Here is a 23,384-nt window from a genome sequence, read left to right on the forward strand (position 1 = left end):
CAAACGTCTGGAATACGGGAAGCGGCGTGCGGGCCGCGGACAGGAAACGGTCATAAGCCGAGAATCACGTCAAACCATATGACAGGCGTACGCGCTGCGGTATCGGCTGAGCGCGAGCTGTGGTCACCGGGTCCCGAAACTCTCTCGAAACGTTATGAACCACGGGGACCCGCCGTGTCCAACGACACAACGGGTCCCCGTGGTTCCTGAACCGGCGGCGCGCCGGCGGCGAGAAGCTACTTGAGGCGCGCCAGCAGCGCGTGTTCGACGAGTGTGATGAGGGCGCTCTTGGCCTCGCCGCGGTGGCGGGCGTCGGTGGTGATGATGGGCGCCTCGGGTCCGATCTGGAGCGCCTCGCGCACCTCCTCCGGCCGGTACGGCTGGTGGCCGTCGAAGCCGTTGAGGGCGATGACGAACGGCAGGCCGCTGTTCTCGAAGTAGTCCACGGCCGGGAAGCAGTCCGCCAGCCGGCGGGTGTCCACCAGAACCACGGCGCCGATGGCGCCGCGGACCAGGTCGTCCCACATGAACCAGAAGCGGTCCTGGCCGGGGGTGCCGAACAGGTACAGGATCAGGTCGTCGTCCAGGGTGATCCGGCCGAAGTCCATCGCCACCGTCGTGGTGGTCTTGTCCTGGACGTGGCTCAAGTCGTCGATCCCGGCCGACGCCGAGGTCATCACGGCCTCGGTGCGCAGCGGATTGATCTCCGACACCGCACCTACGAACGTGGTCTTGCCCACGCCGAAGCCACCCGCCACCACGATCTTCGCGGAGGTGGTGGACCGCATTGGCGGCGCGCCGTACGCCGTCTGCGGTTGTGGCCTAGAGCTTCCGAAGTCCACTGAGCACCCTCTCAAGCAGTGTCACATCTGGCTGTCCGCCTGCCTCGCCGCTGCTCGGCTGGTGGATGGCGACCATACCGGCCTCGGCGAGGTCGGCCACCAGGATCCGGGCCACGCCGAGCGGAATGGCGAGCAGCGCGGAAATCTCCGCCACCGACTTGATCTCACGGGTCAGGTGGCATATCCGCTGGTGTTCCGGCAGCAGCCCCCCATACTGCGACGGGTCAGCGGTGGTACTCACCAGCGCCTCGATGGCCAGCTGGTAGCGCGGCCGGGTACGGCCACCGGTCATGGCGTACGGCCGCACCAGCGGCTGGTCGCCTTCCACCCCGTACGGCGCATGATGCGGCGCGCCGTACGGGCCCGGCGAGGCGGGTGGCGGGGTCATGAGGGTCCTCCGTGTCCGGGCAGTGCTATGGCTGGTGCGGAATGACGGGAACGAGCTTCGTCCTTGGAGTTGTTCGCCGTGTCCGTTGCGGCCCCGGGGACCGCCGGACGCTCAGTGCATGAGGCTGCCCTGGAGCTCTGCACGGAGATCCGGGGTCAGGACCGCTCCCGCACGGTCGACGAGGAGGGCCATCTCGTAGCCCACGAGGCCGATGTCGCACTCGGGGTGCGCGAGTACGGCCAGCGAGGAGCCGTCGGAGACCGACATCAGGAAGAGGAAGCCGCGTTCCATCTCGACCACGGTCTGGTTGACGCTGCCGCCCTCGAAGATGCGGGAGGCACCGGCGGTGAGCGAGGTCAGGCCGGAGGCGACGGCCGCCAACTGGTCCGCGCGGTCGCGGGGGAATCCGTCGGACATCGCGAGCAGCAGGCCGTCGGCGGAGACCACCACGGTGTGGGACACCCCGGGGGTGTTGTCCACGAAGTTGGTGATCAACCAGTTCAGATTCTGTGCCGCCTGGCTCATCGCACTCAACTAGCGCTCCTGGGAGTTCGTACCGAAACCACGGCCGTCGGTGTGACCGCCGGCCTGGCGGCCTTGCTGGATACCCCTGCGGAGGTTGGTCAGACGTCCGCGCACATCATCGGGGGCCCGCGAGACCTGCGGACCGCCCTGCGGCGCCTGCTGCGGCGCCGCACCGCCCGCGACCAGGTTGGCCCGGGGCACCCGCCGCGGCAGACCGGACGGCGTGACCCCGCCGGCCGAGGGCTCGCGGATCTGTTCGGCCCGCTGCCGCAGCGCGTCGTTGGGCGAACTGCGCCAGTTCGGCGTCTCGCGGGGCAGCGGCTGGGCCACCGGCGTCCCCGGCGCTCCCGGTCCCGGCGGCGCCATCGGCGACGCCTGGGCGGTGGTCGACTGTGGGGCGCCGCTCTGGCGCTGTGGGATGCCCGGCCCGGGGCGCTGGTCGCCCAGCGGCCGACGCGGCGGGGCCGGCGGCGCGGTACGGCCCGGCGGGCGCGGGGCCTGCGCCTGCTGCCGGTCGCGGGCGGCCTGCGCCGACTGCTCGACGTGGACCTGCTGCATCCGCTCGGCCTGGCCGGTGCGGAACCAGTCCGACTCGATCGCCGCGAAGATCGGCGTCGGCTCGTCGCCGCGGGTCGGGGCCGGCGGCAGCGCCATCGGTTCAGCGGACGGGAACTGCGACTCGGCGCGGCCCTGCGGCCGCCGGTCGCCGGGCTGCTGCCGCGCCGGGTAGCCCTGGCCCTCGCCGGGCTGCTGCTGGTTCGGGGCCACCGGGTACTGGCCGGGGACCCCGCCGCCGAAGCCGGGGGCGCTTCCGTCGCCGCGGTCGGGCGGTTGGGGGGCGCCGGTGTCGTAGGGGTCCTGCCCGCCGGGCCGGGCGGCCGGCGTCCAGCCGGGGCTGCCCTGCGGGCCGCGCGCGCCGCGCTGCGGCAGCCCGCCGGGACCCTGCGCCGGGTACGGGCCGGGCGCCCCGCCGTCGAAGGCGGGGGGAGTGCCCCGGCCGGGCTGCGGCGGGGCCGGGAACTGGCCGGAGGTCTCCCCGCCGAAGGCGGCGGGGGCCCGGCCGGCCCGGTCGTCCTGGCCGGTCGGGGCGAAGTCGCTGTCGCGTACGGCCGGGAACTGCGCGGTGTCACCGGGGCCGCCGGGCTGCGGCGGAGCCGGGAACTGGCCGGTGCCGCCGCCGTCGAAGGCCGGGGCGCGCCGGGCCGGGTCCTGGCCCTGACCACCCGGTACCGGGAACTGGCCGGTATTGCCCGGGGTGTACGGCTCCTGCGGGCCGCGTCCGTAGCCCGGCCCGCCGGGCGCCTGCTGGCCGGGGGCGCCGCGCTGCGGCAGCCCGCCGCCCTGGCCGGGCACCGGGAACTGGCCCGGCTGGCTGTTCTGGCCGCCCTGGCCGGGCGGCCGGCCCTGGAACTGGCCGGGGCCGCCCTCCTGGCCACCGCCGCTGTAGCCGGTCGGGCCGGCGGGACCCGTCGGACCGCCCTGCGCGCTCGGCGCGAGGTCGTCCTCGCGGATCACCGGGAACTGCGCGGTCTCGTCCGCGCCGGGACCGCCGCTGTGCCGCGGGGTCGGGCCGGGACGGCCGCCGAAGACATCGGAACGGAAGCCGCCGGGGCCGGTGTTCTGCGGCTGCGGGGGCGGGAAGCCGCCCGCCGGGCGGCCCTGGCCGGGCGGCCTGCCCTGCGGTCCGGGACGGCCCTGGTCGCGCGGGCCGCCGGGCTGCCCGCCGAACGGATCGCCCTGGCCGCGCTGGGCGCCGGCCCGCGGAGCGGCGCCCGCGGGGGAGTCGAAGGCGTCGAAGCCCGGCGCCTCCACGTCCTCGTGACCGCGCGGGGTGTCCGGGCCGCGGTCGTCGGGGAAGCCCTGCTGCGGGTTGTCCTGGGCCGCCCAGCGGGGTGCCCCCGGCTGCTGCGGGCCGCCGGGACCGCCGGCGCCGGGCCGTCCGCCACCCGCGCCGGCGCTGATCGCCGGGCGGTGCTGGTTGCCGCCCACCTGCCCGCGCTGCGGGGGGTTGCCGACCCGGGGGGCGTTGCCGAAGGCGCCGGCGATACCGCCGCCCTGCGGCGCCGCGCCGGCTCCCGCGCGCGGCGGGGCGCCCATGCTCTTCGGCGCCGCGCCGCCCTGGGTGACGTCCACCGGCAGCATGACGAGCGCCGTCGTACCGCCCGAGTCGGACGGCCTGAGCTGGATCCGGATGCCGTGCCGCAGGGACAGCCGGCCGACCACGAACAGGCCCATCCGGCGGGACACGGAGACGTCCACGGTCGGCGGGTTGGCCAGCCGCTCGTTGATGTCGGCCAGGTCCTCGGGGGACAGGCCGATACCGGTGTCGTGGATCTCGATCAGCACCCGGCCGTCGGGCAGCGAGTGGCCGGTGACCCGCACCTTGGTCTGCGGCGAGGAGAACGAGGTGGCGTTCTCCAGCAGCTCGGCGAGCAGGTGCACGAGGTCGTTGACGATACGGCCGGTGACCTCGGCGGTCGGCACGGAGGTCAGCTCGATCCGCTCGTACTGCTCCACCTCGGACGCGGCGGCGCGCAGCACGTCGACCAGCGGCACCGGGCGGGTCCACCGGCGGCCCGGCTCCTCACCGGCGAGGACCAGCAGGTTCTCGCCGTTGCGGCGCATACGGGTCGCCAGGTGGTCCAGCTTGAACAGCGAGGACAGCTGGTCCGGGTCGGCCTCGCGGGACTCCAGCTCGGAGATGAGCGAGAGCTGCCGCTGGATGAGGCCCTGGCTGCGGCGGGAGAGGTTGGTGAACATCGCGTTGACGTTGCCCCGCAGCAGCGCCTGCTCGGCGGCCAGCCGGACCGCCTCGCTGTGGACCTCGTCGAAAGCCCGTGCGACCTGGCCGATCTCGTCACGGCTGTTGATGCCGATCGACTCGACCGAGGTGTCCACGTCCTGCGGGTCGGTCTCGGACAGCTGGCGGACCAGCTCCGGCAGCCGCTTCTGGGCGACGTCCTGCGCGGTCTGCTGCAGCCGGCGCAGCGAGCGGATCATCGAGCGGGCGACGATGAAGGCGCCGACCACGGCGACGCCGAGGACCAGCAGGATGATCGCGCCGGAGATCAGCGCCTCCTGCTTGGCCTCGCTCTGCAGCTTCAGTGCCTTCTGCTGCATGTCGTTCAGCAGCGAGCGCTCGATCTGGTTCATCGCCAGGATCTTGGCCTTGGCGTCGTCGTCCCAGTCGCGGTACGAGCTGTGGATCTTGGTGATGCCGGTCTGCGACGCCGCGATCCGCTGCCGCATGGTGTCATGCTCGCTGATCGTGTCGTTGTTGTGGATCGGCTGCAGCAGCTCCTGGCTGTCCGGCCCGTAGATGCTCTGGAACCGCTTGAGGGCGGTGTCCTCGTCCTGGCTGCCCCAGTACACGGTCTGGTAGTCGTTGGCGTCCAGCTTGCCGCCGGTGGCGAACGCGGCGCTGATCACCGCGCGCTGCATCGACTCGTACTCCTTGGCGGAGGAGAACGCGGCCAGCGCGCGGGTGGCCTGGATCATCTCGTGGTTGTTGGTCGCCTGCGCCATGTCCTGCGACAGCGACAGCAGCGACTGGATCAGGCCGTCGTACTGCGAGACCGTCTGCCCGATGCCCGACTGGGAGCTGTACGCCTGCCCCCGGATGTCGGCGAGGCTGTTGAGCTGCTGGCCGATGGACAGCAGGGTGGCGCGGACACCGCTGTAGATCGGGTCGTCGGCCGAGACGTCGTCGGTGGCCGCCTTGTACAGCTTGAGTTCGCGGTCGGTCGCGCTGCGCGAGGCGTCGACCGCGTCGTCCGGCTGGTGCGACGCCAGCGGGCCGGCCGAGCTGTCCCGCTCCTCCTGGAGCGAGGCGGCCAGGCCGGTGGCGTGCTCGGTGATGTCGGTCAGCGTCTTCATGTGCTCGAGCTGGTTGATGTTGTCCAGCGAGCTGTCGATGCGCAGACCGCCGAGCGCGGAGGCGGTGACCACCGGCAGGGCGAGCAGGGAGACGAGTCTGGTGCTGATCCGCCAGTTGCGCATGGCGATGCGCGGTCCGGGCTTGCCGTCCAGGCCGGTGATCCTGCCCGCTTCGATGCCGCTGGGCGTGCTCGTCCGGCCGGTGGCCGCAGTGGTCGCCGGCTCGGCGGTTCCGGAGTCGCCCGCCCCTTGCGCCGGACCGTTTCCGGTCGCGCCGGGCTGCTGCTCCGGGTCACCCGCAGCGCCGCTGTCCCTCTTGAAACGTCCCTGCACTAGCGTCGCAACCTCTGGACCAGGCGTCCCCCGCGACGAAGCGGACGGGACGGTGTCGAGTCATGGGGGCTCAGGGCCGCCCCGGGTCACGAGGAGGCAGATGTGCCCTTCACCACCGCTCGGTACTCGTAACGCACCCCCTGCGCGCCGGTTTCGAGGTGATGCGGTGGTCCGGGGAATTCCAGCACAGTGCCGGATCCCCCAACAAGGCCCGCAGCCCACCTCTTGGCATGCGTCACTCATTGCATTGGGTCAAGTACACAGTGTCGAGTGTCGGTTCCGTGAAATTCGATGAATAAGGACAAACCGGTTCTCGCGGGCACCGGTTTGACCGGGGCCGTCCGGTGATCCGGTCGAGGTGGCCAGGGGTGAACCGTCCTGGTCTGCGTCTTGTGTCATGATTTATTGGCGTCGGAGGATTGTCCGGAACGATGCGGTGTGGGGGGTGTCTGGTGAGCAAAATCACAGCGCGTCGGATGTTGGACTGGCGGTGTTCGGGGAATGCGCCGCAATAGCCTGTTGCTTTACCGAAGCCACCGGACTGTCCCCGCCGCCGCGCACCCCCTCCGCCGGCGCCCTGAATCCCGAGGTCCCGACCGCCGATGAAGAGCACCCTGGTCTTCCGTCAGACCGCCAACCCGCGGCGCACCACCCTCGCGCACCTGCCCCAGGCGAACGGGCCGGTCGGCGAGGACGGGGCGGCCCCCGCCGGGGACACCTCGGTCGCGCCCGAGGAGGCCGCCCCCGAGATCCGGCCGCTGCCGAAGCGCACGGCCAACCCCCGCCGTACCGTACTCACCGAGCTGCCCAAGGCGCGCACCATCTGCTGAAGGCGCACTGACCTGGCCTTATCCCGTTATCGGCGCGCCGCCGCCCGAACGACCGCGCGGCGGCGCGGGACCGCTCGGCGGGCACGGACGCTCCCACTAGGCTGAAGCTATGCGCATCGCCAGGTTCTCCATCGACGGGAATGTCGCCTTCGGTGCTGTCGAAGGCGACCAGACCGGCCCCGGCCTCGACGGTCTCGTCATCGACATCATCAAAGGCGTCCCGTTCGCGGACTTCGAGCTGTCCGGCACGAAGGTGCCCGCCGACAAGGTACGGCTGCTGTCGCCGGTCCTGCCCAACAAGATCGTCGCGATCGGCCGCAACTACGCCGCCCACGCCGCCGAACTGGGCAACGAGGTGCCGGCCGCGCCCTGGGCGTTCTTCAAGCCGTCCACCTCGGTGGTGGGCCCCGGCGACGCCATCGTCTACCCCTCGTTCTCCCGCGAGGTGCACCACGAGGCGGAGCTGGCCGTGGTGATCAAACGGCTGTGCCGCGAGGTACCGCGCGAGCGGGTCAAGGACGTCATCCTCGGCTACACCTGCGCCAACGACGTCACCGCGCGGGACACCCAGCAGACCGAGAAGCAGTGGGCCCGAGCCAAGGGCTTCGACTCCTCCTGCCCGCTCGGCCCCTGGATCGAGACCGACCTCGACCCCTCGGACCTGGCCATCACCGCGACCGTCAACGGCGACCTGCGGCAGGCCGGCCGCACCGCCCAGATGCTCAACTCCATCGAGGACCTGATCGTCAACATCACCGAGGCCATGACTTTGCTGCCCGGCGACGTGCTGCTCACCGGCACCCCGGCGGGCGTCGGCCCGCTCCACCCCGGCGACGAGGTCGCCGTCACCATCGAAGGCATCGGCACTCTCACCAACAAGGTGATCTCGCGTGGCTAGCGCCCCCTCCACCCCCGGCGACGCGCCCGTCCGCGTCCGCTTCTGCCCCTCTCCGACCGGCAACCCCCACGTGGGCCTGGTCCGCACCGCCCTGTTCAACTGGGCCTTCGCCCGGCACCACCGGGGCACCCTGGTCTTCCGTATCGAGGACACCGACGCGGCCCGCGACTCCGAGGAGTCCTACCGGCAGCTGCTGGACTCGCTGCGCTGGCTGGGCCTGGACTGGGACGAGGGTCCCGAGGTGGGCGGCCCGCACGCGCCTTACCGGCAGTCGCAGCGCACCGCGATCTACGCCGACGTGGCGCGACGCCTGAAGGAGACCGGCCACGCCTACGACTGCTACTGCACCGCCGAGGAGCTGGAGACCCGCCGCGACGCCGCCCGCGCGGCCGGCCGCCCCTCCGGCTACGACGGCCACTGCCGCGCCCTCACCCCCGAGCAGGTCGCCGGCTACCAGGCCGAGGGCCGGCCGGCGATCGTCCGCTTCCGGATGCCCGACCGGCCCGTCACCTTCACCGACCTGGTCCGCGGCGAACTCACCTTCGCCCCCGAGAACGTGCCGGACTACGGCATCGTCCGGGCCAACGGCGCGCCGCTCTACACGCTGGTCAACCCGGTGGACGACGCGCTGATGGAGATCACCCACGTGCTGCGCGGCGAGGACCTGCTGTCCTCCACCCCGCGGCAGATCGCGCTCTACCAGGCACTCATCGAGCTGGGCGTGGCCAAGGGCGTGCCGCGGTTCGGCCACCTGCCCTACGTCATGGGCGAGGGCAACAAGAAGCTCTCCAAGCGCGACCCCGGGGCGTCCCTCAACCTCTACCGGGAACGCGGCTTCCTGCCCGAGGGGCTGCTCAACTACCTCTCGCTGCTGGGCTGGTCCTACGCCGCCGACCAGGACGTCTTCTCCACGGCCGAGCTGGTGTCCCGGTTCGAGGTCGCCGACGTCAACGCCAACCCGGCCCGCTTCGACCTCAAAAAGGCCGAGGCGATCAACGCGGACCACATCCGCCGGCTGGAGCCCAAGGCGTTCGCCGAGGCATGCCTGCCGTGGCTGCGCGCGCCCTACGCCCCCTGGCCCGCCGAGTCCTTCGACGAGGCCGCCTGGCAGGCCGTCGCGCCCTACGCCCAGACCCGGCTGACCGTGCTGTCCGACATCACCGCCAACGTCGACTTCCTCTTCCTGGGCCGGCCCGTCCGGGACGAGGCGTCCTGGGCGAAGGCGATGAAGGACGGCGCCGCGGATCTACTGCGTACCGCGGCCGGGAAACTGGCGACCGCCGACTGGGCCTCGGCCGAGGCCCTCAAGGAGGCCGTACTGGCCGCGGGGGAGGTCCACGGCCTCAAACTGGGCAAGGCCCAGGCGCCGGTCCGGGTGGCCGTCACCGGGCGCACCGTCGGCCTGCCGCTCTTCGAGTCGCTGCAGATCCTCGGCCGGGACCGCTCGCTGTCCAGGATCGACGCGGCGCTGGCCGTACTCACCGGCTGAGCGGGTCGGCGTGAAACCCGTTTTGGAGCGGTGTCCCGGATCGGGTAATGTTCTTCCTGCGCCGCCGAACAGGGCCGACAAGCCCGGCCGGTGAACGCGAGCCGAACCGGTCTCCCTCGGGAGGTCGCGTTCTGGTGGGGTATGGTGTAATTGGCAACACGGCTGATTCTGGTTCAGTTGTTCTAGGTTCGAGTCCTGGTACCCCAGCGCACACAGTGCAAGCCCCCGTTGTGTAGTGGCCTAGCACGCTGCCCTCTCACGGCAGTAGCGCCGGTTCGAATCCGGTCGGGGGTACAGATCCTCTCCATCCATTCCCTTCGGGTCGCACCCGGCCGGAGTGACGCGGGGATCGCCAAGGGCCCCCGTTGTGTAGTGGCCTAGCACGCCGCCCTCTCAAGGCGGTAGCGCCGGTTCGAATCCGGTCGGGGGTACGTATTCGGCCTTCTCCGTTCTTCTCCGCCGCGATCTCCCGCGATTCTCCGGGTTCCTCCGCGCGGGGTCTGCCGGGAGACGTACAGTCTGGAGCCCGTCGCGGTCGCGGCGGGCTCTACGCGTATCCGCGTCGTCACGGCCCGCGGCCGGCCCGGCCGCGCGCTGCGGGCCGCCTGCCGGCCGGGGCGCGGTCAGCCGGTGCGGCGCAGCGCCTCGGACAGCCGGCCGGCCGCGTCCACGACCGCCTGCGCGTGCATCCGGCCCGGATGCCGGGTCAGCCGCTCGATCGGGCCGGAGACGGACACCGCGGCGACCACCCGGTTGGAGGGGCCGCGGACCGGCGCGGACACCGAGGCGACGCCCGGCTCCCGCTCGCCGATCGACTGCGACCAGCCCCGGCGCCGTACCCCGGACAGCGCGGTCGCGGTGAAGCGGGCCCCCTGCAGGCCGCGGTGCAGCCGCTCCGGCTCCTCCCAGGCCATCAGCACCTGGGCCGCGGAACCGGCCTTCATCGGCAGCGTGGACCCGACCGGCACGGTGTCCCGCAGTCCCGACAGCCGCTCCGCGGCGGCCACGCAGATCCGCATGTCGCCCTGGCGGCGGTAGAGCTGCGCGCTCTCGCCGGTCACGTCCCGCAGATGCGTCAGGACCGGCCCCGCGGTCGCCAGCAGCCGGTCCTCGCCCGCCGCGGCGGCCAGCTCGGACAGCCGCGGCCCGAGGATGAAGCGGCCCTGCATGTCGCGCGCCACCATCCGGTGGTGTTCCAGCGCGACCGCCAGCCGGTGCGCGGTCGGGCGGGCCAGGCCCGTGGCGCCGACGAGACCGGCCAGGGTGGCCGGGCCGGACTCCAGCGCGCTGAGCACCAGAGCCGCCTTGTCGAGAACGCCGACGCCGCTAGAGTTGTCCATGCAACGATATTCGCGTCTCACACTATGAAACGCAACCCCATTTTCCCCGGGGACGCGTCAGGCTGGGCGCACACCGCAGAACACACACCGAGTTGGCCCGGCGAAGTGGCTGAGGCCGGAGGGACAGCGATGGGTAGGACACTCGCGGAAAAAGTCTGGGACGACCATCTCGTCCGCCGCGTCGAGGGAGAGCCCGATCTGCTCTTCATCGATCTCCACCTGCTGCACGAGGTGACCAGCCCGCAGGCGTTCGACGGGTTGCGGCTCAACGGCCGGCGGGTGCGCCGCACCGACCTCACCATCGCCACCGAGGACCACAACACCCCGACCCTCGACATCGACAAGCCGATCGCCGACCCGGTGTCCCGCACCCAGCTGGAGACACTGCGCAAGAACTGCGCGGAGTTCGGTGTCCGGCTGCACCCGCTGGGCGACATCGAGCAGGGCGTCGTGCACGTGGTCGGCCCGCAGCTCGGCCTGACCCAGCCCGGCACCACGGTTGTCTGCGGCGACTCGCACACCTCCACGCACGGCGCCTTCGGCGCGCTGGCGTTCGGCATCGGGACCTCGCAGGTCGAGCATGTGCTGGCCACCCAGACGCTGCCGCTGGCCCCGTTCCGGACCATGGCGGTCACCGTCGACGGCGAACTGCCCGACGGCGTCACCGCCAAGGACCTGATCCTCGCCGTGATCACCCAGATCGGCACCGGCGGCGGCCAGGGCTACGTCATCGAGTACCGCGGCTCGGCCATCGAGAAGCTGTCGATGGAGTCCCGCATGACCGTCTGCAACATGTCGATCGAGGCGGGCGCCAGGGCCGGCATGATCGCCCCCGACCAGACCACGTTCGACTACCTGGAAGGGCGCGCGCACGCCCCCAAGGGCGCGGACTGGGACGCGGCGCTCGCGTACTGGCGGACGCTCAGCACCGACGAGGACGCGGTCTTCGACCACGAGGTGCGGATCGACGCGAGCACCCTGACCCCGTTCGTCACCTGGGGCACCAACCCCGGCCAGGGCGCTCCGCTGAGCGCGACCGTGCCGGACCCGGCGTCCTTCGCCGACGCGGGCGACCGCTTCGCCGCCGAGAAGGCGCTGGAGTACATGGGCCTGTCCGCCGGGCAGCCGCTGCGCGAGGTCAAGGTCGACACCGTATTCGTCGGCTCCTGCACCAACGGCCGGATCGAGGACCTGCGGGCCGCGGCCTCGGTGGTCGAGGGCCGCCAGGTGGCCGACGGCGTCCGCATGCTGGTCGTGCCGGGCTCGGTACGGGTCGCGCTGCAGGCCGTCGAGGAGGGTTTGGACAAGGTGTTCACCGCGGCCGGCGCCGAATGGCGGCACGCGGGTTGCTCGATGTGCCTGGGTATGAACCCCGACCAACTGGCGCCCGGCGAGCGGTCCGCGTCCACCTCCAACCGCAACTTCGAAGGACGGCAGGGCAAGGGCGGCCGCACCCACCTGGTCTCCCCGCAGGTGGCCGCCGCCACCGCGGTGCTCGGCCACCTCGCCTCGCCGGCCGACCTGTCCGACGCCCCTGCCCTCGCGGAGGTCTGAGCACCATGGAAGCCTTCACCACCCACACCGGCCGGGCCGTACCGCTGCGCCGCACCAACGTCGACACCGACCAGATCATCCCCGCGCACTGGCTGAAGAAGGTCACCCGCAACGGGTTCGAGGACGGTCTGTTCGAGGCGTGGCGCAAGGACCCGGCTTTCGTCCTCAACGCCCCGGAGCGGGCGGGCGCCACCGTCCTGGTCGCGGGACCCGACTTCGGCACCGGCTCCTCCCGCGAGCACGCGGTGTGGGCGCTGCAGAACTACGGCTTCAAGACCGTGCTCTCGTCCCGGTTCGCCGACATCTTCCGCGGCAACTCGCTGAAGAACGGCCTGCTCACCGTGGTGCTGCCGCAGGAGACCGTCGAGCAGCTGTGGAAGCTGACCGAGGCCGACCCGACCGCGGAGATCACCGTGGACCTGGTGGCCCGCGAGGTCCGCGCCGACGGCGTCACCGCCTCGTTCGAGCTCGACGACAACGCCCGCTGGCGGCTGCTCGAAGGGCTCGACGACATCAGCCTGACGCTGGCCGCCGAGTCCGACATCGCCGCCTACGAGGCCGGCCGGCCGTCCTTCAAGCCCAGCACGGTCGTCAGCGCCTGAACCGGCGGCCGATCCGGCCCCGCGGCCGCGGCCGCCCGATACGGCTCCACCCCTGAGCGCCCCCCGCCCGTCCGCGGGGGGCGCTCAGGCGTGTCCGGGGTCCTGTCCGGCAAGCCGGTTCACCGGCGGCCAAGGGCCCGGTCGAACACCCCCGGAACACCCGGTTGGCCCTGTCGCTCCCGACAACTCGCCGCAGATGGCACAATCGACGCATGGAACGCGACAGCCAACTCATGCTCTACGGGGTTCTGGCCGCGCGTTCGCAGCAGACGCACACCCGCGTCGCCCGTCCCGAAGTCCCTGGTGGGACACGGCGGGAGTCGGGTCGGTGGCTGCCCGCGGTGACCGCGGCGGCGAAGCGCGATCCCGGCGACGCGGTACGGCGTCCGGGCGCGTTAACGGCTGAGTTGGACGACCTCGGAATCCCTGATCGCTGATCACCGGAAGCACCGAGTTCGTTGCGGCACAAGGGTGATTCGCCCGTTTCGTATTTGATTTGCGGTATATATCCGCCTAGCGTGCGAAATCAGCCCGTACTCATTCGCCGGGCAAGTTTCCGATAGGGGAAGACGTGAACAAGGCGCAGCTCGTAGAAGCGATTGCCGACAAGGTGGGTGGCCGGCAGGCCGCCGCGGAAGCGGTTGACGCGGTTCTCGACGCGGTCGTCCGCGCGGTGGTGGCCGGGGAACGGGTCTCGGTCACCGGCTTCGGGTCGTTCGAGAAGGTCGAGCGTCCGGCCCGCTACGCCCGCAATCCCCAGACCGGGGAGCGAGTCCGGGTGAAGAAGACCTCCGTGCCCCGGTTCCGGGCGGGGCAGGGCTTCAAGGACCTGGTCAGCGGCACGAAGAAGCTTCCACGCGGCGGCGAGGTCTCCGTCAAGAAGGCCCCCAAGGGCAGCCTGAGCGGCGGCCCGTCCACCACGGCCCGCACCACCACGAAGAAGGCGGCGGCCAAGAAGGCCACCACCGCAAGGACCGCCGCGGCCAAGAAGACCACCGCCGCCAAGAAGACCACCGCGAAGAAGACCACCACCGCGGGGGCGAAGAAGACCACCACGAAGAAGGCGGCGGCCAAGAAGACCACCGCCAAGAAGTCCTCCCCGGCCAAGAAGGCCCCGGGGAAGCGGACCTCGGCCCGCAAGACCACCGCGCAGCGCGCCGCCGCCGCGAGGTGATAACGGGGCCGGTCGATCGGCCGCGGCACCGCGACGGGCCGGGTCCCCAAGGGGAGCCCGGCCCGCGCCATGTGCGCGGCGGGGCCCCGCTCCGGCCGGGCCCCGCGCTTCCTCGCACCCCGCCCGGTGCTTCCCGGCGCTTCCCGTACTGCCGGGCGGTCCGGGCCGGTCCCGGCTACGCCCCCGGGTCGGGGAACGTCTGCAGCGTGACGAACACCACCCGCCGGGCCGCCGCCGACCCCTCGGTCCGGATCCGCACCCGCTGCCCCGGCCGCAGCAGCCGCAGCCGCCCCGCGTCGAAGGCCGCGGCGTCGAACTCCAGCGGCGTCCCGTCGTCCAGCAGCACGCTGCCGGCCCGGGTCTCAGGATCGAAGGTGAACGCGGTTGCCTGCATGCGGCCCAGCCTAGGGCCCGTCCCCGGCCGTTGCCGCCGACCGGCTCGGTCCGGCCGTGACCGGCCGCGCGCGACCGCGACTGCGGGGGATTCCGGGCTACGCGACCGGGGGCGACAGGGCGGCGAAGGAGGCCGTCCGCGGGCCGACGCCCAGGGACAGCGCCGCCCGCAGATCGTCCCCCGTGTCCACGTCCTGGCGGACCGAGGCCACGTCCGGCAGCAGGATCTCCCGGGCGCCGGAGGCGAGGTGGCGGGCCCGGGAGGGGCCGCCGAAGGCAGGGGCGAGCGGAAAACCCGGCGGCGCGGAGAGCAAGGTTGTCCCCACTCCCGCCGCGTCGGCCAGAAAAGCGCGCTCCTGGGCGCTCGCGGCCGCGCGCAGGACCGTCGACAGCTCGGCGGGCCGCAAGGCCGGGAGATCGCCGTTCAGCGCCGCGACCGCCGCGCCGGCCCGGCGGCCCCTGATCCGCTCGGCGCCGTACCGCAGCGCCGCGTTCAGCCCCGCGGCCGGCTCGTCCGGCACCACGAAAGCCCCCAGCCCGGCCACCTCCGCGCCCGCCACCTCGTCGTCGGTGACCACCGTGACGTCCGCCACCCGGGCGCACGCCAGCGCCGCGGCCACCGTGTCCACCGCGAACGCCAGCGCCAGCGCCGGCCGTACCGGACCCGCCGCCGGGGCCAGTCTGCTCTTGGCCACCGCCAGCGGCTTCAACGGAACCACCAGCGACCACACCACGCCCGTCACATCCACCCGCCCATTGTGCGGGGGCCGCGACCGCGGTGGCGGAAGGTCGTCCCGGTCGGCCGACCGGGGTTCCCATGTACCCGCTGAGCCCGGCAGCGGGGGGCGTACCCTCCTGCGTAGCCGCGACGCCTGCGCGGCTCACCAGCGAACGAAGAGGAGTCCGGGTGTCCCGCCGCAGAATCGGTTTCTGGTACCGCCTGGCGGCCGTCATCGCGAAGCCGCCGCTCATTGTGCTGTTCAAACGGGATTGGCGCGGAATGGAGCACATTCCGGCCGAGGGCGGATTCCTCACGGCGGTGAACCACAACTCCTACCTGGACCCGCTGCTCTACGCGCATTTCCAGTACAACACCGGCCGGGTCCCGCGCTTCCTCGCCAAGGCCTCCCTCTTCAAGCCCTTCTTCGTCGGCGCCATGATGCGCGGCACCGGCCAGATCCCGGTGATCCGGGCCACCACCGACGCAGCCGCCGCGTACCGCGCCGCCGTCCAGGCGGTCAACGACGGCGAGTGCGTCGCCTTCTACCCCGAGGGCACCCTCACCCGCGACCCCGACCAGTGGCCCATGACCGGCAAGACCGGTGTCGCCCGGGTCGCGCTGCTCACCCAGGCACCCGTCATCCCCGTCGCGCAGTGGGGCGGCAACGAATTCCTGCCCCCCTACGCCAAGAAGCCCAGCTTCCTGCCGCGCAAGACGCACCGCGTCCAGGCCGGCCCTCCGGTCGACCTGAGCGCGTACTACGGCAAGGAGCCCTCCGCCGAGGTGCTGCGCGAGGTCACCGCGACCATCATGGGCGCGGTGAAAAACCTCCTCGCCGAACTGCGCGGCGAACCCGCGCCCGCCGAGCTCTACGACCCGCGCAAGGCGGCCAGGCGGGAACGGGAGGGCGCGTGACGGCCCGCTGCGCGGTCTACGGCACCGGATCCTGGGGCACCGCCTTCGCCATGGTGCTCGCCGACGCCGGCTGCCAGGTCTCGCTGTGGGGGCGGCGCCCCGAACTCGTCGCCGCCATCAACCGCACCCGCACCAACCCCGAGTACTTCCCCGGCCTGGAACTGCCCGCCGCGGTCACCGCCACCGCGGACCCGGCCGAGGCCGCCGAGGACGCCGAGTTCGTCGTCCTCGCCGTCCCCTCCCAGTCGCTGCGCGCCAACCTCACCGCGTGGGCGCCGCTGCTGCACCGGGACGCGGTGCTGGTCAGCCTGATGAAAGGCGTCGAACTCGGCACCGCCAAGCGGATGAGCGAGGTCATCGAGGACATCACCCAGGCCGGCCCGGAACGTATCGCCGTCCTGTCCGGCCCCAACCTGGCCCCCGAGATCGCCGCCCGGCAGCCCGCCGCCTCCGTCGTCGCCTGCCGGGACGAGTCGGTGGCCCGCCGGATCCAGACCGCCTGCCACACCGGGTACTTCCGCCCGTACACCAACACCGACGTGGTCGGCTGCGAACTCGGCGGCGCGGTGAAGAACGTGATCGCGCTCGCGGTCGGCATCGCCGGCGGCATGGGCCTGGGGGACAACACCAAGGCGTCGCTGATCACCCGCGGCCTGGCCGAGACCACCCGGCTCGGGCTGGCGATGGGCGCCGACCCGTACACCTTCGCCGGACTCGCCGGCATGGGCGACCTGGTGGCCACCTGCTCCTCGCCGCTGTCCCGCAACAACACCTTCGGCCACAACCTCGGCCGCGGCATGAGCCTGGCCGAGACCATCGCCGCCACCAGCCGGACCGCCGAGGGCGTCAAGTCCTGCGAGTCGGTGGCCGAACTCGCCCGTCGCCAGGGGGTGGACATGCCGATCACCGAGACCGTGGTCGACATCGTGCACAACGGGAAACCGCCGCTGGTGGCCGTCAAGGAGTTGATGTCACGCTCCGCGAAGCCGGAACGGTAAGGTCACGGCGGTATGAGCAACGTGCAGAAGTCCGACCGCAAACCACGGGTGGCCGTCATCTTCGGCGGACGCAGCTCCGAGCACGGAGTGTCGGTGGTGACCGCCGCCAGCGTGCTGCGGGCCATCGACCGCGACAAGTACGACGTCCTGCCCATCGGCATCACCGCCGGGGGCCGCTGGGCGCTCACCGCCGACGAACCCGAGCGGATGGCCATCGCCGAACGCCGGATGCCCACCGTCGAGCAGGTCGCCGACCACGAGGGCGCCGTGCTGCTGCCGGTCGACCCGGCCAGCCGCGAGGTCGTCTACACCGAGGCCGGCACCGTGCCCAAGGTGCTCGGCGAGGTCGACGTCGTCTTCCCGATGCTGCACGGCCCCTACGGAGAGGACGGCACCCTCCAGGGCCTGCTGGAACTCTCCGGTGTCCCCTACGTCGGCTCGGGCGTCCTCGCCTCGGCCGTCGGCATGGACAAGGAGTACATGAAGCGGATCTTCACCTCGTTCGGGCTGGCCGTCGGCCCGTACACGGTGATCAGGCCGCGGGAGTGGGACCGCAGCCCCGAGGCGGTGCGCCGCAAGATCACCGACTTCGCCGGCGCGCACGGCTGGCCGCTGTTCGTCAAGCCCGCCAGGGCCGGCTCCTCCTTCGGCATCAGCAGGGTCGAGGGCCCCGACGGCCTGGACGCGGCGATCACCGAGGCCAGGCGGCACGACCCCAAGCTCATCGTCGAGTCGCTGCTGAGCGGACGCGAGATCGAGTGCGGTGTGCTGGAGTTCGAGGACGGCCCGCGCGCCTCGGTGCCCGCCGAGATCCCGCCCGCCACCGCCCACGACTTCTACGACTTCGACGCGAAGTACATCGACTCCGCCGAGGGCGTGGTGCCGGCCCCGCTCACCGAGCAGCAGACCGCCGAGGTCCGGCGGCTCGCCGTCGCCGCGTTCGAGGCCGCGTCCTGCGAGGGCCTGGTCCGCGCGGACTTCTTCCTGCTGGGCAGCGGCGAGTTCGTGATCAACGAGATCAACACCATGCCCGGCTTCACGCCCATCTCGATGTTCCCGCGGATGTGGCAGGAGAGCGGCGTGGACTACCCCGAGCTCATCGACCGGCTCATCCAGGCCGCGCTGAGCCGGCGGACCGGGCTGCGCTGAGCCGGCGGACGCGGGCCCGCCCGACCCGCGTCCGCCGGGCCGGCCCCGGAGAGGACCCTCCTCAGATCCCCTCCGGGACCGAGCGCCTGACCGGTGCGGCGAGATCCACCAGCGGGCCGGCGTCGTGGGCGTACTCCGGCGGCAGGTACAGCTCCACGTACGCCTTGCGCAGCGTCGTGGTCATCCGGACGCCGCCGTCGCGGTCCTGCTCGAAGGACCACGTCACGCCGCCCACCGAGGCGGCCGGGGTATCCGGATCCGCGTCCACCGCCGGCCGCGGCACCCCGCAGCGCAGCACCACCGTCGGGCGGCCCCACCCGGCGACCAGATCGGATCGCGGCTTGAGATCATGCCTCGGGAGGCCGTTGAGCCTCGACGGCAGCAGAGCGTGCAGCGCGGCGCAGTACCCGGCGGTCCGCCGGTCGGTGACCGGCACCGCTACCTTGTCGTCCGTACCGGTCCGGAACGCACCGGAGCCGGCCGCGTAGGCCGCCGCCGCGCACAGGCATGCGACGGCGGACACGGCGATCCATAGGGCCCTGCGGTGGGGTCTCACCGGCTGAGCATATGAAGAGCCCCCGGAAAGGGGCTCGGTGGGGGACTAGATATGCACGACCGGACAGGTGATGGTTCTGGTGATGCCGTCCACTTGCTGGACTCTGGCGACCACCATGCGGCCGAGTTGGTCGACCGTGTCGGCCTGGGCCCGGACGATGACGTCATAGGGACCCGTGACGTCCTCGGCCTGGATGACTCCGTCGATCTTGGAAATCACCTCCGCTACTGCCGAGGCCTTGCCGACCTCGGTCTGGATCAGGATGTACGCCTGTACCACGGAACCTCCAGGGCGGCTTCGAGGATCATGTGGGAAGGGGGACGCCACGTTATCGCGTCGTCGCGCACAGCGGGGAGACCCGCGCGGTACCCGACCCCCGTATTGCCGGGAAACACCTGCCGGAAGCGGCGTCCGCCGCGACCGGCACCGAGATCGAAGGGGACCAACTGATGAAGGGGACTGTCGGCGAGCTGGGGGAGTTCGGGCTGATCCGGGAACTCACCTCCCGGCTGACCTCGACACCCGCCGTCCAGCTCGGTCCCGGCGACGACGCCGCCGTGATCACCGCGCCCGACCGACGGGTGGTGGCCACCACCGACATCCTCCTGGAAGGCCGCCACTTCCGCCGCGACTGGTCCACCGCCTACGACGTCGGCCGCAAGGCCGCCGCGCAGAACCTCGCCGACATCGCGGCCATGGGCGCGGTGCCCACCGCCGTCCTGCTCGGCCTGGTCGTCCCCGCCGAACTCCCGGCCACCTGGCCGGTCGAGCTGATGGACGGCATCCGCGACGAGTGCCAGGTCGCGGGCGCCGCGGTGGTCGGCGGCGACGTCGTACGCGGCGACACCATCACGGTGGCCGTCACCGCACTGGGTGACCTGCGCAACCGGCCGCCCATCACTCGTTCGGGGGCGCGGCCCGGCAACCTTGTCGCGGTCACCGGCTGGCTCGGCTGGTCCGCCGCCGGACTCGCCGTCCTCTCCCGCGGCTTCCGCTCACCGCGCGCCTTCGTGGAGGCCCACCGCCGGCCCGAACCGCCCTACGACGCCGGTCCCGCCGCCGCCGACCTCGGCGCCACCGCCATGACCGACGTCAGCGACGGCCTGGTCGCCGACCTCGGCCACATCGCCGCCGCCAGTGGTGTGGACATCGACCTGCGCGCCGCCGACATCGACGTACCGGCCCAGATGTCCGACATCGGGCAGGCCGTCGGCGTCGACCCGCTGCAGTGGGTGCTCACCGGCGGCGAGGACCACGCGATCGTCGCCGCGTTCCCCCGCGACGTGAAACTCCCCGCCCGCTGGCGCGTCATCGGCGCGGCCGCGGCGCCGGCCGGCCGCATCCCCCAGGTCACCGTCGACGGCGCCCCCTGGGACACGGCCGGCGGCTGGGACCACTTCGGGGAGCAGGTGTGAGCCGGGACCGGGACCGTACGGGAGGCGGCGGCTTCCCCGGCGGCTTCGTCGTCGGCTTCCCCGGCGGTTTTCCCGGTGGCTTCCCCGGCGGGTTCGGCGGCGGCCCCCCGGCCGGTCCCAGCGGCGGACCGGGCGCCGCCACGCCGGCCCGCGTCCTCACCGTCGCCGGGTCCGACTCCTCCGGCGGCGCCGGTGTCCAGGGGGACCTCAAGACGATGTCCGCCCTCGGCGTGCACGGCATGAGCGTCGTCACCGCCGTCACGGCGCAGAACTCCCTCGGCGTGCACGGCGCCTGGGAACTGCCGGTGGCGGCGGTCCGCGCCCAGTTCCGCGCGGTGGTCGACGACATCGGCGTCCAGGCGGTGAAGACCGGCATGCTGTCCTCCGCCGCGATCGCCGCCACCGTGGCCGACCTGCTCGCCGGGCTGGACGTACCGGTGGTCGTCGACCCGGTCGGGGTCTCCAAGCACGGCGACCCGCTGCTCACCCCCGACGCCCTGGACGTGGTACGCAGCCGGTTACTGCCCACCGCCACCGTCGCCACCCCCAACCTGGACGAGGTGGCGCAGCTGACCGGGGTGGTCGTCACCGACGAGGCCGCCATGCGGACCGCCGCCCGCGTACTGCTCGCCTACGGGCCCCGGTGGGCGCTGATCAAGGGCGGCCACCTGCCGGACCCGGCGCAGGCCGTCGACCTGCTCACGGACGGCCGGCAGGAGCACTGGCTGCGGGCGCCGCGGCACGCCAACCGGCACACCCACGGCACCGGCTGCACCCTGGCCAGCGCGATCGCCTCGTACCTCGCCCTCGGCCACCCGGTACCGGAGGCCGTCGGCCTGGCCAAGACCTATGTCAGCGGCGCGATCGCCGCGGGCTTTCCGCTGGGCGAGGGCACCGGACCGGTCGACCAGGGCTGGCGGGCACGCTGAAAAGCCGGTCCACCCTCGGGTGGACCGGCTTCAGGTAGCCGCAAGGCTGCGCCGCTACGTCAGCGCGAGACCTTGCCGGCCTTGATGCACGAGGTGCAGACGTTGAGCCGCTTCGGCGTCTTCCCGACAACCGCACGCACGCGCTGGATGTTGGGGTTCCAACGACGCGGGGTACGGCGGTGTGAGTGGGAAATGCTGTTGCCGAAGCCCGGCCCCTTGCCGCAGACGTCGCAGTTGGCAGCCACGGGACACTCCAAGACTTCAGATGCATTTACGATGAAAAGCCCGAGAGAGCCCCGGGCAACCGGAGCAGCATACAACGGCCGCTCCCGTACAGCGAAACTACCACGGACCGAGCACCGCCCCCGACCGCGCGCCCGGCCCGGTCCGCCCGGCGGCGCCCCGGCAGACCACGGCGCACCTCCGCGGCGCCCGACCGCGGTGGCGCGCCGCCGCACGGATACCCTCACCAGCAGCAGCCCCACGTTCCGGTGTCCCAGGAGGACCTGTTGCCGCCCTCGCTCGACGCTTCCGCGGTGCGCGCCTGGTGCCGACTGTCCCTCAAGGCGCTGGGGCGGGCCCGCGAGGAGATCGACGCGATCAACGTCTATCCGGTCGCCGACGGCGACACCGGCACCAATCTCTACCTGACCGCCGAGTCCGCCGCCCAAGCGGTCGAGGCGGTCTTCGCGGGCCGCGCCGCCGACCGGCCGCCGACCCTTCCCGAGTGCCTGCGGGCCATGTCCCACGGCGCCCTGATCGGCGCCCGCGGCAACTCCGGCACGATCCTGGCGCAGTTGCTGCGCGGCATGAACGAGGCGTTCGCCCCGCCGGGGGGCGTGGCCGCCGAGCAGCCCGGGGACTGCGATCGGCTCGCGGACCGGGGCCGCGGCCCCTGCCGGCCGGGGGCGGCGGACGGCGGCCCGGCCGCAGGCAGGGGCGCCGGACCGCTGGCGGCCGCGGCCGGTCACCTGCCGCAGGGCCCGGTCGCGGACGACGGGGATCTTTCCGCCGCCGTCCTGCGCCGCGCGCTGCTCGCCGCCGCCGACTCCGCCTACGAGGCGGTCGCCCGGCCGGTCGAGGGCACCATGCTCAGCGTCGCCAAGGGCGCGGCGCACGCGGCCCGCGACACCGGCGGCGGCCTCGCCGAGGTCGTCCGGGCCGCCCACACCGGGGCGCTGGCCGCCCTCGCCGGCACTCCAGGCCAGCTCGGCGTCCTGCGCCGGGCCGGCGTGGTGGACGCGGGCGGCCTCGGCCTGGTGGCCGTCCTCGGCGCGCTGTGCGAGGCGGTGACCGGGCAGGCCCCGGTCGGCCCGGTGCCCGGCGCGGCCGGCGGCGCCGGTACGTCCTTCCGGCACGGGCCCCTGCCCGTCCCCGCGCGGCCGGCCGGCGGCGGGGGAGGGGACGAGGGCGGATCCGACGGGTACGGGGACGCTGACGGCGGCCAGGATGCCGTGCCGGTCTGCACCGAGGAGGACCGCACCGGCCAGGACGGCCCCGCCTTCGAGGTGATCTTCCTGCTGGAGGCCGCCGACCACGAGTCCGTCCGCACGCTGCGCGACCGGCTCGACGCCCTCGGGAACTCCCTGGTGGTGGTCGGCGGCGACGGCCTGTGGCACGTGCACGTCCACGTCGACGACGTCGGCGCCGCCGTGGAGGCCGGCATCGCGGCCGGCCGCCCGTACCGGATCCGCGTCACCCACTTCGGCGCGCAGGCCGACCGCCCTGCCACCGGGCGGGCCCACCGGGCCGTCGTCGCCGTCGTCCACGGGGACGGCCTGGCCGGGCTCTGCGCGCAGGCCGGCGCGACCGTCGTCGCCGTCCGCCCCGGTGAGCAGCCCGCAGGCGGCGAGATCGCCGCCGCCATCCGCCGTGCCCACGCCCGCGAGGTCGTCCTGCTGCCCAACGACACCGAGCTGCGCCACGCGGCCGGCGCCGCCGCGGAGCAGGCCCGCGCCGCCGGGGTCCGGGTCGCCCTCATCCCCACCCGGTCCGCCGTCCAGGGCCTGGCCGCCCTCGCCGTCCACGACCCCTCCCGGCACTTCGACGAGGACGTCGTCGCCATGACGGCCGCGGCCGGCGCCACCCGGTACGCCGAACTCGCCGTCGCCGAGCACCGCTCGTGGACCATGGCGGGCATCTGCCAGGCGGGCGACGTCCTCGGCCTGATCGACGGCGACGTGGCCGTCATCGGATCCGACCTCGCCGGCACGGCCGCCACCGTCCTCGACCGCATGCTCGCCGCAGGCGGCGAACTCGTCACCCTGATCCCCGGCACCGGCGCCGACCCCGGACTCGTCCCCCGCCTGGAGTCCCACATCCGCGCCGCCCACCTCGCCGTCGACACGGTCAGCTATCCCGGCGGCCCGCAGTCCGTCCCGCTCCTGATCGGCGTCGAGTAGCGCGCCGGAGGCACCCTCCGGGGCGGTGCCGGCGCGCTGTCGGTGCGGTAGGCGA

The 23,384-nt window shown here is 72.9% G+C and carries 23 protein-coding genes and 3 tRNA genes; 16 read left to right on the plus strand and 10 right to left on the minus strand.

Features of this window, described 5'->3' with window-relative positions:
* Positions 1-236: 236 nt before the first annotated feature.
* The 4 genes from RLT57_RS23680 to RLT57_RS23695 all read right to left on the minus strand — a co-directional run bounded on the left by RLT57_RS23680 (position 237) and on the right by RLT57_RS23695 (position 5,964).
* On the minus strand, positions 237-788 hold the full coding sequence (locus RLT57_RS23680; RefSeq protein WP_093717894.1) for a GTP-binding protein: 552 nt from the start codon (positions 786-788) through the stop codon (positions 237-239).
* 34 nt (positions 789-822) lie between these two features.
* The gene (locus tag RLT57_RS23685; protein WP_311299290.1) at positions 823-1,230 is read right to left on the minus strand and encodes a DUF742 domain-containing protein; all 408 of its coding nucleotides are present in this window, start codon (positions 1,228-1,230) and stop codon (positions 823-825) included.
* Positions 1,231-1,341: 111 nt separating this feature from the next.
* Complete coding sequence (locus tag RLT57_RS23690) at positions 1,342-1,755, minus strand: roadblock/LC7 domain-containing protein (protein WP_093737125.1); 414 nt, start codon at positions 1,753-1,755, stop codon at positions 1,342-1,344.
* Positions 1,756-1,764: 9 nt separating this feature from the next.
* Entirely contained in the window at positions 1,765-5,964 is a 4,200-nt protein-coding gene (locus RLT57_RS23695; protein WP_311299291.1) for a sensor histidine kinase, read from the minus strand.
* Positions 5,965-6,566: 602 nt separating this feature from the next.
* Here RLT57_RS23695 and RLT57_RS23700 point away from each other — a divergent pair.
* The 6 genes from RLT57_RS23700 to RLT57_RS23725 all read left to right on the plus strand — a co-directional run bounded on the left by RLT57_RS23700 (position 6,567) and on the right by RLT57_RS23725 (position 9,612).
* Positions 6,567-6,794 (plus strand): hypothetical protein, encoded by a 228-nt coding sequence (locus tag RLT57_RS23700; protein WP_311299292.1) that lies wholly within the window; start codon positions 6,567-6,569, stop codon positions 6,792-6,794.
* A gap of 109 nt (positions 6,795-6,903) precedes the next feature.
* Positions 6,904-7,692, plus strand: coding sequence for a fumarylacetoacetate hydrolase family protein (locus RLT57_RS23705; protein WP_311299293.1), 789 nt, complete (start codon positions 6,904-6,906; stop codon positions 7,690-7,692).
* Complete coding sequence (gltX, locus tag RLT57_RS23710; protein ID WP_311299294.1) at positions 7,685-9,181, plus strand: glutamate--tRNA ligase; 1,497 nt, start codon at positions 7,685-7,687, stop codon at positions 9,179-9,181. Before RLT57_RS23705 ends, gltX begins: the two co-directional genes overlap by 8 nt.
* A 135-nt stretch (positions 9,182-9,316) precedes the next feature.
* Positions 9,317-9,388, plus strand: a tRNA-Gln gene (locus RLT57_RS23715).
* A gap of 14 nt (positions 9,389-9,402) precedes the next feature.
* Positions 9,403-9,475, plus strand: a tRNA-Glu gene (locus RLT57_RS23720).
* A 64-nt stretch (positions 9,476-9,539) separates the two neighbouring features.
* A tRNA-Glu gene (locus RLT57_RS23725) sits at positions 9,540-9,612 on the plus strand.
* A gap of 192 nt (positions 9,613-9,804) precedes the next feature.
* Here RLT57_RS23725 and ndgR read toward each other — a convergent pair.
* The gene (gene ndgR, locus RLT57_RS23730) at positions 9,805-10,521 is read right to left on the minus strand and encodes an IclR family transcriptional regulator NdgR (RefSeq protein ID WP_093737876.1); all 717 of its coding nucleotides are present in this window, start codon (positions 10,519-10,521) and stop codon (positions 9,805-9,807) included.
* A gap of 129 nt (positions 10,522-10,650) precedes the next feature.
* Here ndgR and leuC point away from each other — a divergent pair, with 129 nt between their 5' ends.
* The 4 genes from leuC (at position 10,651) to RLT57_RS23750 (ending at position 13,851) form a co-directional block, all read left to right on the plus strand.
* On the plus strand, positions 10,651-12,075 hold the full coding sequence (gene leuC, locus RLT57_RS23735) for a 3-isopropylmalate dehydratase large subunit (protein ID WP_311299295.1): 1,425 nt from the start codon (positions 10,651-10,653) through the stop codon (positions 12,073-12,075).
* A gap of 5 nt (positions 12,076-12,080) precedes the next feature.
* Complete coding sequence (leuD, locus tag RLT57_RS23740; protein ID WP_311299296.1) at positions 12,081-12,677, plus strand: 3-isopropylmalate dehydratase small subunit; 597 nt, start codon at positions 12,081-12,083, stop codon at positions 12,675-12,677.
* 212 nt (positions 12,678-12,889) lie between these two features.
* Positions 12,890-13,114 (plus strand): hypothetical protein, encoded by a 225-nt coding sequence (locus RLT57_RS23745; RefSeq protein WP_311299297.1) that lies wholly within the window; start codon positions 12,890-12,892, stop codon positions 13,112-13,114.
* 134 nt (positions 13,115-13,248) lie between these two features.
* Complete coding sequence (locus tag RLT57_RS23750; protein WP_311299298.1) at positions 13,249-13,851, plus strand: HU family DNA-binding protein; 603 nt, start codon at positions 13,249-13,251, stop codon at positions 13,849-13,851.
* A 175-nt stretch (positions 13,852-14,026) separates the two neighbouring features.
* Here the strand turns inward: RLT57_RS23750 and RLT57_RS23755 are convergent, their stop codons facing one another.
* Together RLT57_RS23755 and cofC are read right to left on the minus strand one after the other, a co-directional pair.
* A complete protein-coding gene (locus tag RLT57_RS23755; RefSeq protein WP_311299299.1) occupies positions 14,027-14,245 on the minus strand; it encodes a hypothetical protein in 219 nt (72 codons plus the stop codon).
* 97 nt (positions 14,246-14,342) lie between these two features.
* Positions 14,343-14,978, minus strand: a complete 636-nt coding sequence (gene cofC, locus RLT57_RS23760) for a 2-phospho-L-lactate guanylyltransferase (RefSeq protein ID WP_311300835.1) — start codon at positions 14,976-14,978, stop codon at positions 14,343-14,345.
* A 173-nt stretch (positions 14,979-15,151) separates the two neighbouring features.
* Here cofC and RLT57_RS23765 point away from each other — a divergent pair, with 173 nt between their 5' ends.
* From RLT57_RS23765 to RLT57_RS23775, 3 genes are read left to right on the plus strand one after another with little or no spacing between them, the layout of a single operon-like run.
* The gene (locus RLT57_RS23765; RefSeq protein ID WP_311299300.1) at positions 15,152-15,880 is read left to right on the plus strand and encodes a lysophospholipid acyltransferase family protein; all 729 of its coding nucleotides are present in this window, start codon (positions 15,152-15,154) and stop codon (positions 15,878-15,880) included.
* A complete protein-coding gene (locus tag RLT57_RS23770; RefSeq protein WP_311299301.1) occupies positions 15,877-16,878 on the plus strand; it encodes an NAD(P)H-dependent glycerol-3-phosphate dehydrogenase in 1,002 nt (333 codons plus the stop codon). Before RLT57_RS23765 ends, RLT57_RS23770 begins: the two co-directional genes overlap by 4 nt.
* Before the next feature lie 12 nt (positions 16,879-16,890).
* Positions 16,891-18,027 (plus strand): D-alanine--D-alanine ligase family protein, encoded by a 1,137-nt coding sequence (locus RLT57_RS23775; RefSeq protein WP_311299302.1) that lies wholly within the window; start codon positions 16,891-16,893, stop codon positions 18,025-18,027.
* Positions 18,028-18,088: 61 nt separating this feature from the next.
* Here the strand turns inward: RLT57_RS23775 and RLT57_RS23780 are convergent, their stop codons facing one another.
* Together RLT57_RS23780 and RLT57_RS23785 are read right to left on the minus strand one after the other, a co-directional pair.
* Complete coding sequence (locus RLT57_RS23780; protein ID WP_311299303.1) at positions 18,089-18,550, minus strand: DUF3515 family protein; 462 nt, start codon at positions 18,548-18,550, stop codon at positions 18,089-18,091.
* Between the two features lie 78 nt (positions 18,551-18,628).
* Positions 18,629-18,862 (minus strand): Lrp/AsnC ligand binding domain-containing protein, encoded by a 234-nt coding sequence (locus RLT57_RS23785; protein WP_311299304.1) that lies wholly within the window; start codon positions 18,860-18,862, stop codon positions 18,629-18,631.
* A gap of 170 nt (positions 18,863-19,032) precedes the next feature.
* On the opposite strand from RLT57_RS23785, the gene RLT57_RS23790 reads away from it, so the two are divergent.
* Both RLT57_RS23790 and thiD read left to right on the plus strand, forming a co-directional pair.
* Positions 19,033-19,998 (plus strand): thiamine-phosphate kinase, encoded by a 966-nt coding sequence (locus RLT57_RS23790; protein ID WP_311299305.1) that lies wholly within the window; start codon positions 19,033-19,035, stop codon positions 19,996-19,998.
* The gene (gene thiD, locus RLT57_RS23795) at positions 19,995-20,927 is read left to right on the plus strand and encodes a bifunctional hydroxymethylpyrimidine kinase/phosphomethylpyrimidine kinase (RefSeq protein WP_311299306.1); all 933 of its coding nucleotides are present in this window, start codon (positions 19,995-19,997) and stop codon (positions 20,925-20,927) included. The genes RLT57_RS23790 and thiD overlap by 4 nt, the downstream gene beginning before the upstream one ends.
* 59 nt (positions 20,928-20,986) lie before the next feature.
* Here thiD and rpmB read toward each other — a convergent pair whose 3' ends face one another.
* Positions 20,987-21,172, minus strand: a complete 186-nt coding sequence (rpmB, locus tag RLT57_RS23800; protein WP_033173090.1) for a 50S ribosomal protein L28 — start codon at positions 21,170-21,172, stop codon at positions 20,987-20,989.
* Positions 21,173-21,436: 264 nt separating this feature from the next.
* On the opposite strand from rpmB, the gene RLT57_RS23805 reads away from it, so the two are divergent.
* Positions 21,437-23,329, plus strand: a complete 1,893-nt coding sequence (locus tag RLT57_RS23805) for a DAK2 domain-containing protein (protein ID WP_311299307.1) — start codon at positions 21,437-21,439, stop codon at positions 23,327-23,329.
* Positions 23,330-23,384 lie beyond the last annotated feature (55 nt).

Origin of the sequence: Streptomyces sp. ITFR-21 (genome assembly GCF_031844685.1) — a bacterium.
Lineage (GTDB): Bacteria > Actinomycetota > Actinomycetes > Streptomycetales > Streptomycetaceae > Actinacidiphila.

Coding starts and splice junctions, on each gene's coding strand:
- RLT57_RS23685 (WP_311299290.1), bottom strand. CDS start 1,230: ATGACCCCGCCACCCGCCTCGCCGGGCCCGTACGGCGCGCCGCATCAT.
- RLT57_RS23705 (WP_311299293.1), top strand. CDS start 6,904: ATGCGCATCGCCAGGTTCTCCATCGACGGGAATGTCGCCTTCGGTGCT.
- RLT57_RS23745 (WP_311299297.1), top strand. CDS start 12,890: ATGGAACGCGACAGCCAACTCATGCTCTACGGGGTTCTGGCCGCGCGT.
- leuC (WP_311299295.1), top strand. CDS start 10,651: ATGGGTAGGACACTCGCGGAAAAAGTCTGGGACGACCATCTCGTCCGC.
- RLT57_RS23680 (WP_093717894.1), bottom strand. CDS start 788: ATGCGGTCCACCACCTCCGCGAAGATCGTGGTGGCGGGTGGCTTCGGC.
- leuD (WP_311299296.1), top strand. CDS start 12,081: ATGGAAGCCTTCACCACCCACACCGGCCGGGCCGTACCGCTGCGCCGC.
- RLT57_RS23690 (WP_093737125.1), bottom strand. CDS start 1,755: ATGAGCCAGGCGGCACAGAATCTGAACTGGTTGATCACCAACTTCGTG.
- RLT57_RS23775 (WP_311299302.1), top strand. CDS start 16,891: ATGAGCAACGTGCAGAAGTCCGACCGCAAACCACGGGTGGCCGTCATC.
- RLT57_RS23700 (WP_311299292.1), top strand. CDS start 6,567: ATGAAGAGCACCCTGGTCTTCCGTCAGACCGCCAACCCGCGGCGCACC.
- RLT57_RS23790 (WP_311299305.1), top strand. CDS start 19,033: ATGAAGGGGACTGTCGGCGAGCTGGGGGAGTTCGGGCTGATCCGGGAA.
- ndgR (WP_093737876.1), bottom strand. CDS start 10,521: ATGGACAACTCTAGCGGCGTCGGCGTTCTCGACAAGGCGGCTCTGGTG.
- RLT57_RS23755 (WP_311299299.1), bottom strand. CDS start 14,245: ATGCAGGCAACCGCGTTCACCTTCGATCCTGAGACCCGGGCCGGCAGC.